The 10,154-nt window shown below is 44.5% G+C and carries 9 protein-coding genes; 4 read left to right on the forward strand and 5 right to left on the reverse strand.

Annotation, left to right across the window (positions count from 1 at the left end):
- Window positions 1-11: 11 nt before the first annotated feature.
- Window positions 12-617 (forward strand): DUF3318 domain-containing protein, encoded by a 606-nt coding sequence (locus QUA16_RS18170; protein WP_333104803.1) that lies wholly within the window; start codon window positions 12-14, stop codon window positions 615-617.
- A gap of 22 nt (window positions 618-639) precedes the next feature.
- On the opposite strand, the gene QUA16_RS18175 is transcribed toward QUA16_RS18170, so the two are convergent.
- Window positions 640-993, reverse strand: a complete 354-nt coding sequence (locus QUA16_RS18175) for a type I restriction endonuclease (RefSeq protein ID WP_333181287.1) — start codon at window positions 991-993, stop codon at window positions 640-642.
- Window positions 990-3,284 carry a DUF3352 domain-containing protein gene (locus QUA16_RS18180; protein WP_333104802.1) on the reverse strand — a complete coding sequence of 765 codons (2,295 nt, stop codon included), beginning with the start codon at window positions 3,282-3,284 and terminating at the stop codon, window positions 990-992. The genes QUA16_RS18175 and QUA16_RS18180 overlap by 4 nt, the downstream gene beginning before the upstream one ends.
- A 664-nt stretch (window positions 3,285-3,948) precedes the next feature.
- Here QUA16_RS18180 and QUA16_RS18185 point away from each other — a divergent pair.
- The gene (locus QUA16_RS18185; RefSeq protein ID WP_333104801.1) at window positions 3,949-4,359 is read left to right on the forward strand and encodes a hypothetical protein; all 411 of its coding nucleotides are present in this window, start codon (window positions 3,949-3,951) and stop codon (window positions 4,357-4,359) included.
- Between the two features lie 308 nt (window positions 4,360-4,667).
- Here the strand turns inward: QUA16_RS18185 and QUA16_RS18190 are convergent, their stop codons facing one another.
- Both QUA16_RS18190 and QUA16_RS18195 read right to left on the reverse strand, forming a co-directional pair.
- A complete protein-coding gene (locus tag QUA16_RS18190) occupies window positions 4,668-6,452 on the reverse strand; it encodes a glycosyltransferase family 39 protein (RefSeq protein ID WP_333104800.1) in 1,785 nt (594 codons plus the stop codon).
- 123 nt (window positions 6,453-6,575) lie between these two features.
- Window positions 6,576-7,793, reverse strand: a complete 1,218-nt coding sequence (locus QUA16_RS18195; protein ID WP_333104799.1) for a glycosyltransferase — start codon at window positions 7,791-7,793, stop codon at window positions 6,576-6,578.
- 140 nt (window positions 7,794-7,933) lie between these two features.
- Between QUA16_RS18195 and cofH the strand changes: the two genes are divergently transcribed.
- Window positions 7,934-9,079, forward strand: a complete 1,146-nt coding sequence (cofH, locus tag QUA16_RS18200) for a 7,8-didemethyl-8-hydroxy-5-deazariboflavin synthase subunit CofH (protein ID WP_333104798.1) — start codon at window positions 7,934-7,936, stop codon at window positions 9,077-9,079.
- Between the two features lie 44 nt (window positions 9,080-9,123).
- Here cofH and QUA16_RS18205 read toward each other — a convergent pair whose 3' ends face one another.
- Window positions 9,124-9,786, reverse strand: a complete 663-nt coding sequence (locus QUA16_RS18205) for a Uma2 family endonuclease (protein ID WP_333104797.1) — start codon at window positions 9,784-9,786, stop codon at window positions 9,124-9,126.
- Between the two features lie 48 nt (window positions 9,787-9,834).
- On the opposite strand from QUA16_RS18205, the gene QUA16_RS18210 reads away from it, so the two are divergent.
- On the forward strand, window positions 9,835-10,154 hold a 320-nt coding region (locus QUA16_RS18210), incomplete at its 3' end, for a hypothetical protein (protein WP_333104796.1).

A 10,154-nucleotide genomic window follows, 5' to 3' on the forward strand; every position in this document is an offset into this window, starting at 1 on the left:
CCCTAAAATTTATGAATCCCGAACCCGAAATTCGCCGTCTGTTAGATGTGATGCCCGCTTCCGGCCGCATGATGTGTAAAATTATTAATAAGCCACAACAATCAACGGTAATTGACTGCGATTTTCCTTTGCCTTGGAATCAATCTCGCCCGATTTATATTAATTTTGATTTGTGGCGGCTGCTATCTAAGCCGCAGCGGGATTTACTGCTATTGCGGAATGTAAGTTTTCTGTGCAATTTTAAGTGGTTTAAACCGGATATTTATCAAGGTGCGGCTCTGGCGGGAATTGTCGGGACTGTTGTAGAATTGTTGCAGGGAGATGCGATCGGCACTGCGATCGCGGGCGGTTTGACGGGACTCGCCATGACTCGAATTTGGCGCGACAACCGCAGTTCCCAAGTAGAGTTAGATGCTGACGAGGGGGCGATTAGAGTAGCGGGAAGGCGCGGTTACAACGAAGCGGAAGCGGCCGGACATTTGCTTGGGGCGATCGAGGCTGTGGCGCAAATTGAAGGGCGCAGTTTGGATTTTAACGAATTGATTCGGTGTCAAAACTTAAGGGCGATATCGGGTATTTCGGCGGTGGGCGTACCCGATAGTGTGAGGAAAGAGTAATGCGATCGCAAATTATAACCATTCATCTCTGTACAGACAAACTAACAAGTTGCTTGAGAACCCGCATAGCTTCATTTAAGCCATTATTGCGACTATTGCAAATACTAAATAAATCTGACAGCGCATATTGATTTATTTCCCCGCGCAGCAGCTTCAGGAAAATATATTCTTCGCCGTTAGTTATCATCCCAAAAGTAGAGTTTTCGGGGTAAGGATTTCCCATCATGTATGCTAAAATCTGGGGAATAGCCCGCGAAACACTGAAACCATATTCTTTACTTTCAATTACCACTATCCAAAATTGATTTTGAATGACTAAAGCATCAATTTGTGTAGACGCGGTTGCAACCGCCGATTCATAAACAGAATAACTTATTCTTCTGCTCGCTCGACCGCCAGCTTCGCATACTTCAAATTATTTTGATATTCTACAATCTTTTGCTGGCTAATTTTGTATTTAGGACTATTAGCAGGTATTTTTTTCATCCCAGCAATTGCTTGTGCCCAGGCAACAATCACCTGTTGCCACTGTTGTTTTGTTGTGGCAGTTTGAGTTAAAGAAGCTGCACGAGTTGCTTGATTTACTGCTTGCCGAAAATCATTGTCAGCATTGGTTGGAGTTGCTGGCGGAGTTACTTTTGGATTCGCTGGTAAATTTGTCGGCGGAGTAGTTTTGCTGGGAGTGGGATTCGCAGGTAAGTTTGTCGGTGGAGTAGTTTTGTTGGGAATTGGAGACGGAGTTGCTGTTGGATTCGCGGGTAAATTTGTCGGCGGATTAGTTTGTGAAACAGCAGGCCCAGTAGCAGGTAAATTAGCTGACGGAGTTTGTAGTGATGCCCCGGCAGTTGCTGGCTTGAGTGCGATTAGCATCTCATACCTCTGCGTCGATTTATCTACTTCTGCAGTTGTCATGGCTATGCCGCGTACAGAATTAAGAGCCGCGATCGTCCGATCGAATTCTGCTATATTTTCTTTGGGTACAGATGACTCGATGAAATTTTTAGATGCAGCAGAATTGACCAGGGTCAGAATTTGTTCAAAATTGAAATAACCGTAGCCGCTGTTAGGCTTTGGTAAAGAACTCGTAATTGTTTGAAAGTTTTCGCTTTGTGCTAAAGTTGGATTTGATGTAGCTGCGATCGCTGGTAATGTTTTGGCATTCCCTACAGCGATAAATACTGAATTTGCATCTAACCAACCGTGTCCCAATACAAAGTCTTGACTGGGCACTTGCCATTCAGTTATAGCTCGATCGGCAATCTGTTTTTCAGATAGGGCTATACCATTACCTCGGACAAGCACATTCAATTTAGCAAACGTGCTTTTAGCTGCTTCAGGATTGCTGGTTTGAATTACTATTTTTACCCCGATCGCACTTTCTAAAGATACGTCTGGCAGTGAAATTACTCCGAATCCGTATTCTCCATCCATCCAGCCAAAAATATCTTTATCTAAATCGAGATTTAATGCTGCTAAATTTCCTCTAAATTGAGTAAGTCCCTGGCTGAATTCTGGAATATTTTGTGTTTGGCTGACAAAATTACCCCAATTATTATTGATGCCTTTACCCGTAAATAAAGCAACTGTTTGCTGGGTAAAATAACTAATTATTTTTTCAGTTGCGGGCTGAAAGTTGGTTTGAGTGGTGGCATTCGGCTGTAAATTGGCAACAGTATTAATCCGAATCCCAGCATCATCAATGCCAATACCGCCGCTTAAAGACTTTATCGGATATAGTTCGGCTCGATCGAGCAGTGGTGCGTTTTGAGCTTGAGGAGCATTTGCGACACTCTCCTTTATCAAGGCTAAACTATCAAAAATATAAAATTGAGCTACTGGATTGTCAATTTTTAAATCGCTTGATAATACTTTGGCAACTTCTGGCTTGCTTGCTAAAGATGGTTGTCCTTTGTAGATATCAATAGATTTTTGGACATTTGGCTCCTTGTCACTGCAAACAAGATAACGCTTCACGATCGCGCAGTAGCTTTTATCGCCTTTGTTAGTAGTAGACTCCAGTATTTTAAATCCTTTGTAATCAATCTCTTTAAATTTTTCGTCAGGATTAATCTTGCTGAGCTTTTGATTTAATTGCCACATACTCAGCTTATTTTTAATCGTAATTACCCCGATAAATTCAGGAGTAGGCGATTGCTGTCCTTGGGTTTTAGCTGATGGTAATGCAGCCCAGACAACAGTACCCAGCCAAGGTTTGATATCTCGCTCGTAATTCAGTTGAGGACTTTCCTTAGCAAATTCTTTCTCAAACTCTTTCCAAGCTCGATCGAAAAGTTCCCTAGCTTCTGGTGTGCCAAATTTCTGTAACTTTGACCAAGACTGAGGGTTGAGATCGATCGTGCCGCCCACTAAAGCGTCACTCGGAATCAGTTTAGCATTATCTAGGGGTTTACTATCAGCTCCTAAATAACCATCCGAGTACAGATATGTTGCCGCGCCGCCGATCGCAAGTAAACTCAAAACAGCAACGGTGGTTTTAGCGAATTTGCCAGCCATAATGTTTTTTAAATAAAGATTGTTTGAGACGATATTAACTTCCAACTGTTTGTAGTGCGGACTTGGTGTCCGTAATTTCGGAGCGGACACCAAGTCCGTACTGCGAACTAATTTTTGAGAAACTAATTTTTTGACTGTCGATCGAGCGGACATTGCATAATACAATATTGTAGCTTTCTAATTGTGGAGCGTCAAGAGCGGCAATCTAGCGGCAACAATTCTTATTAGGTTGTTTGAAAACCATGAATTTGGAACTGAATTGTTTGTATAAAGTTACGATCGATCTATCCCCCTATGACTCCTCCTCATCTACTCGCCGACTGAGATAATCCGGCAAGTCATCAAAACATACTCCCACCAAACGGCAAAAATCCCTCATTTGCCGAACAGTCATCGTAGGTTCGTCTCCCTTTTCCCATCGCCGCACCGACGAAGTAGGGACACGGCAGTGCCGTGTACTGGTGCGAAAACTTAAATTAATTGAGCTGAATTGTTTGTTTTTGGCATTGTCTAACGTTTATTTATGATTGTTATTGCTTTTGATTAGCCTATTTAACCGCCTATTTTAAGCGCTTATTTTGAACCTTTAACTAATGGAATTAAATTATGTAATAACTCAATCTAAAAGTGGATTTTAGAGCTAACATAGCGTTATTGCCAACACGATATAGTTTCCGATGTCTCTTGAGGCAATCGAGGAAAAATCATCAACTAGGACGCATCTTTATTGAAGTAGCGCGATGTTCGATCGCGCTCACAATAAAGTGCAACTCAGTCACTTTTCTATGGGCAAACATACCCAATTTACAATACAGCCATGAACAACCCAGAAACTGCGAATGCCTGGATTATTTACCGACTGCTGCCCAACTTTCAGCGCTTACCCGTCGCCCAATTTCGCAGCCGCAGCGAAGCAGAATCTTCCCTGAAAGTCATCCGGCAAATGCTACCCAATACCGAATTAATACTTGCTTTCGAGGTTGGGCCAGAAAATCCAACTACCGAACTCAATCAGCCCCCTGCTAAAGAACCAAACTTGCAAACTTCAGTTAACCGAGAACTCTTGAAACTTTTCATTATCAGTTCTCGTCCTGTTGTTTCCCGCGTCATTCATTCTTTTCACCGCGATAATTTTGCCTGCGTTTCTGACTGGAGTCCGCTTGTCCCAACTCAAAATCCAGGTGAAGTGATGAGCGTCTTAATTAAACATTTGGCCGCTGACTCTTAGCGTTTGATTGAACAGTCTCGATCGTATTTATAGCGGTAAGGTGCGCCCAGCGCACCCTACATCTACATCAGCGGGGTGATGCTTATTGGTAATAGCTTTAGCAATGTCCGTTTATTGATATCATGTCCGGTCGATTACCCTGATTCCTGTAGGGGCGGGTTCACAAATAATATTTGCCAAAAACGGACAATCTCACAAACCCGCCCCGGCAATTGTATTATGGGCGATCGATCGGACATGATATGAGTCCTAAATTTATCGATCAATCTCCCTAATCGATCGGACTGTCGTTGCGGGCGATCGCCAAATCAGGAACAATGATAAACTTGATATTCATACCCATCCACCGCAGGCAAATCGCGCGATTCAACCTGACACTTTTGTGCTTCTAGATTGACAGGTGCGCGAAAATTAACCAACCACAAATCTAGCGGGCGTTCTAATTGACTGAGTGTTTTGTCAAGTGTCCCTGCCGCTATTTCCGGCCCATCCCTTCTCTGATTAGCCAAAAGAAACAGCGGAGAATCAAAGGCTTTAACTTCTTCTTTCTTCCTAACATCCGTTACATCCGTTACATCCGCTACAAAATCCGTTGCCGAACTTCTTTCCCATTCCCACCCTATCCCCATCAACTCTCCTATTTCTACATGAGTCTTTTGAGTAGTAGCAATTAACACGGGAACTTTCGAGACTTCGCGGATAATCGGAATTAAAAGGTCGGGTTTGTAATATTTGCGATAGCCGAGATTGGAATTTACTGTGACACCGCTAAAAAAACCCATTACTAAAATTAGCACCACTGCTTTTTTGCCCGGAACTTCGATCGCCCGAAAATTAAACCATTGACTTTTGGCTGTAGGTGTGTTAAAAATAACCGCCAAGGTTGCTCCTAAAAGCAATATCACCCCCGGAAAGTAGACGAAATTGTATCGTGCGCCGCGAGTTAGGTCAATCCCCAGAATATATGCAAAGCTGAAAAATAGGAAAATTGCTCCTAGCACAAATCCGCCGAAAATAACAGTACCTAAACGATAATCTGGCGTTTTTAAGGAATTGTTAAAAGCGCCTCGCAGCAGGGGAAGCACCAATATAAAAAATATTGTCATTACGATCGCCGATACAACTACTACTGCCAAATTTGGCGATTCCACGGGCAGCAGAGACATGACTGTGATCCATCCAGCTAAAGCTTGAAAAATCGGATCGATCCAATCTAAAAATGTGCGATCGCCACTGACTATCCAATTAGTTAGTTCGCTGCCGTATTTATTGGACAAAAATACCGGCAACCAAACTAAACCGCCAGCTAAAGTACCTATCGCTACTGCGAAAAACCGCCAGAGGATTGGAAATTGCCAAATATTAGGCTGCTGGCTGTTGGAACTTGGCAACTTTCCATTAAACTGCTGCCAGATTACAGCAATTAATGCTATTGCTTCCGCACACAAAGTCAGTGCAAAAAAGTAGTGAACAGCAATTCCCAAACAGTTAACAACTACCCAAAGCAGCACCGCCCAAATAGGCAGGTTAGCGCGCTCTTGCAGCTTTTTTGCAGCTAATACGAGGCAAAAAAGAGAGGCAATAACTAATAAGATTCCTAAAGTGTAATGGCGAGCTTCTTGAGCGAGATATATGCCGTAGGGAGAAACTGCCATCATCGCGGCCGCACATTGACCGACTAAACGAGAACTAAAAGCAAATTTGCCCAAAAAGTAGATAGCGGGAACTGAAATCACGCCCAATAATGCAGCAAGAGCTCGCCCAATCCACACTAAACTATCCTCGGTCGGCTCAAACAGTCGCATCCACCAGTGGGCGAGCATAAAATACACTGGTGGATGGTTGCTTTCTAGCAGCAAATGGTTGAGGACATCTGCAATGCCAGCAGCGGGATTGAATTGTAGCGGTTGTAATAATGTAGAAAGATCGATCGCGCGATCGAGATGCACCCCTCGAAAACTGTTGCCCAAGCTAAAAACTAGAGTCGAAAACTCGTCTGTCCACAGCGGTTTAGAGTTTAAATTGGCAAATCGCAAAATAAAGGCGATCGCCGTCCACAGTAATAGCAACAACAGTTGTTTGTTCTTTATCATTAATTCAGTCATTCAAAGGCATAGGGAAGAAGAGTCATTAGTCATTAGTCATTAGCCATCAGTCATTTTATCAACGATCCATTACTAATTACCAATTACCAATTACCAATTACCCATTATCAATTACCTATCTACTTCCGTTACCCGCCAGCTCAACTTCATATTAATCCAGAAATTCCACAGAGTCACAGCCGCGATCGCAATTAAATTAGCCAAATATTCATTCATCCCAAAAACATTAAACAGCAAATTAACCAGCAGCACATTCAAAATCAAACCCATCAAGCAAATGGTATTAAATTTCAACAGCCGTTTCAATCGCTGGCGCTTTCCTGGCTGCCGCTTAGAAATCTCCCCAAAAGTCCACAAATCATTCCACAAAAAGTTACTGATAATTGCCAATTCAGCAGCAACGATCAGACTGCGAGTCAGCTCCCAATTGAGGATATCCCGCAGCACGTACAAAACCCCCATATTCACAAACACGCCGCTGAAACCCACGATGCCAAACCGCAGAAACTTGCCCATCGGCCAGCGGGCAAACCGCAACCGAAGCAAATGTCGCAAATACTCAATATACTGTTTCCAGGTAACTTTGCTCTCGCCTTCTTGCCGCTCCTGAAACACGTAACCAACTTCTCCAATCCAGCGGATGTCGCCCCTGCCGAGAACTTCAATCAAAATTTTGTAACCAGCAGGATTCATGGTTTTGCCTGCTATGCAACTCCGGCGCACCATAAAATAGCCACTCATCGGATCGGAAACTCGGCCCACCACTCCCGGCAGGATCACCAACCCCACGGTTTGAGCGCCACGCGATAAAAATCGCCTGACAACGCTCCAGTCGCTCACCCCGCCCTCGGCCACGTGACGGCTGGCAGCGGCCAAATCGGCTCCCCGCTGAATTTCTGCTAAAAGCTGCAACAGCGTCTCCGGGGGATGCTGCAAGTCGGCATCGATGACGCCCAAAACCTCGCCCCGAGCGGCCTGCCACCCGCGAATCACCGCTGTGGAAAGTCCCCGCTCGTCTTCGCGGCGCATCACCCGCAATTGCGGATATTCCGGTGTCAGGGACAGGGCGACTTCCCATGTGCGATCGGGGCTGTTGTCATCGACTACAATTAATTCGTAGTTGCCGGGAATACTGCCATCAAGCAAGTGGCTCAATTTTTCCACAATACTCTTGACATTCTTGCACTCATTGTAGGTGGGAATGACCAGGGAAAAATAAATTGGCGGTGTGCCTGCGTCTGTAAAAGTTGAATTGAAAGTCTGTACAGCAGGAATTTGCAAAGGCCCAGACGGCACTGGCAAGAGGTGATTGGCTTGGTTTATGCCCATAATTTCAGTTCCCAGAAAGTAAAGGATGGTTTTGTAAGACTTGAGATTTTAGAATATCGTTCCTCCATAATTGATTAGTTAAAATATAAAAACGCCTTAATTCCAGGCAGCAATTCAGTAGCTTAGCTAACAAAAAAACTGTGGATGCAATTCTCGATCGAGCTTTACAAGGTTATAACATCTCTACAGCAGAGGCATTGGTTCTTTTGCAGCAAAGAGATCCCGATGCGCGAGCTTCTATTCAAGCAACCGCTGATTTGCTCCGCCGCCGACAATCAGGGGATACCGTCACCTACGTTATCAACCGCAATATTAATTTCACCAATATTTGCGAGCAGCATTGCAGTTTTTGTGCATTCCGCCGCGACAACGGAGATGAGGGCGCTTTTTGGTTAGATGCAGCTCAAATTCAGGAAAAGGCAACTGATGCAGTGCAGCGGGGTGCGACGGAAATTTGTATGCAGGGCGGCTTAAATCTTCAAGCTAAGCTCAACGGCGCATTTTTACCTTATTATCTGCAATTGGTGAAAACTATTAAGGATAAGTTTCCTCAGTTGCATTTGCACGCTTTTTCGCCCCAAGAAATAGAATTTATTGCCAGAGGAGATAATCTTAGTTTCAGCTATGTAATTTCGGCTTTGCAGGATGCGGGAGTTGGTTCGATGCCGGGAACCGCTGCGGAAGTTCTCGACGATTCTGTGCGACGGGTGATTTGCCCGGAAAAACTAAATTCGGCAACTTGGCTGGAAATTGTGGGAACATCTCACAGTCTGGGTTTGCCGACAACCAGTACGATGCTTTGCGGGCATATTGAGACAGCCGAACAGCAGGTTTTGCATTTAGAAAAAGTGCGATCGCTCCAACAAACTGCGATCGACCAAAACTATCGGGCACGCATCACAGAATTTATTTTACTACCATTTGTCGGACAGCAAGCACCGGCTCCTTTGCGGAGTCGAGTCGGCCGCGACCAACCAATTTTAGCAGATACATTGTTACTCACCGCAGTATCGAGAATCTTCTTAGGCAATTTAATTTCCAATCACCAGCCGAGTTGGGTAAAATTAGGTTTAGATGGAGCTACTGAAGCGCTGAAATGGGGCTGCAACGACCTCGGCGGTACATTGATGGAAGAGCATATTACAACGATGGCCGGTGCGGTGGGTGGCAGTTGTCAGTCTGTAGAAGATTTGCAAAATGCGATTAGTTCTTTGGGGCGGAGTTATCAGCAAAGAGATACAATTTATCGACCTTTAGGGGTTGACAATTTGGTAGTAAGTGTGTAATTTTTTGGATAGGAAGTGCGAAGTGCGTAACCTGTTCTACGAGTTTAGCCGTTAGCGAAGCCCTCGGAGAGGATCGCACTTTCAAATTCTTCTAGCGCTTGCAAATTTCCAACCTGCCAAGCACGTTCCACTGTAGCAGGAATCAGTTGGGCGATCGCGATTTCTGGAAAATTCGGACTCATATCGGATTCTACATACTCTCCATCTTGCAGCAAATAAATGCGAAGTCGGCCGCTGTCGTAAACCCATACTTCTGGAACTCCAATAATTTTATAGGCATCGATCTTAGTTTTAGAAGTAACATCCGTCTCAATTGCTAAATCGGGCGGCGGATCGTCCGGTAAAAGTCGGCGGCGGCCAATCATCCGTTGATAATTTAAAATATAAAAGCAAGCATCAGGTTCAACTCCTGCTGCACCTTCCCCCTTGAAAGTAGTAGAACCAAAGGGTTCATATCTTCTGCCCGCTGACTTGAGTAAATTTTTTACAATATCGGAAATTAAATCTTTCGGAATTTCCCGATCTAGTAAGGGGACCAGAATTTCTAAGGTACTGTTGCTGTAGGCAATTCTGGTTCTTCGTTTTTCCCCTAATTCCTGCAAAATCGACTCGAATTCCAGCCAAGTTATATTGGAAATAGTTACGACACTACCGGGAGAAAGCGTTATTTGGCTAAGGGGTTTGAGGACGGGAGTGATAACAATCATAAGCTGAATGGGGAGCTAGTTGTTAAGTTTGTGCCTAGGGCAGGCAGGATGCCTACCCCACAAGAAAATTTATTCTTTGTGGAACAGGCATCTTGCCTGTTCTCGATCGTTAAGTTTGTGCCAAGGGCAGGCAGGATGCCTAACCCCTACACCCCACAAGAAAACTCATTCTTTGTGGAACAGGCATCTTGCCTGTTCTCGATCGTTAAATTTGTGCCAAGGGCAGGCAGGATGCCTAACCCACAAGAAAACTCATTCTTTGTGGAACAGGCATCTTGCCTGTTCTTGATCGTGCCAAGGGCAGGCAGGATGCCTAACCCCTACACCCCACAAGAAAACTCATTCTTTGTGGAACAGGCATCTTGCCT

This window comes from Microcoleus sp. S13_C3 (genome assembly GCF_036700905.1).
GTDB lineage: Bacteria > Cyanobacteriota > Cyanobacteriia > Cyanobacteriales > Microcoleaceae > Microcoleus.

Bases quoted from the DNA above. Each gene is read 5' to 3' on its own strand.
- QUA16_RS18170 (WP_333104803.1), top strand. From the start codon at position 12: ATGAATCCCGAACCCGAAATTCGCCGTCTGTTAGATGTGATGCCCGCT.
- QUA16_RS18180 (WP_333104802.1), bottom strand. From the start codon at position 3,284: ATGTCCGCTCGATCGACAGTCAAAAAATTAGTTTCTCAAAAATTAGTT.
- QUA16_RS18185 (WP_333104801.1), top strand. From the start codon at position 3,949: ATGAACAACCCAGAAACTGCGAATGCCTGGATTATTTACCGACTGCTG.
- QUA16_RS18190 (WP_333104800.1), bottom strand. From the start codon at position 6,452: ATGATAAAGAACAAACAACTGTTGTTGCTATTACTGTGGACGGCGATC.
- QUA16_RS18195 (WP_333104799.1), bottom strand. From the start codon at position 7,793: ATGGGCATAAACCAAGCCAATCACCTCTTGCCAGTGCCGTCTGGGCCT.
- QUA16_RS18205 (WP_333104797.1), bottom strand. From the start codon at position 9,786: ATGATTGTTATCACTCCCGTCCTCAAACCCCTTAGCCAAATAACGCTT.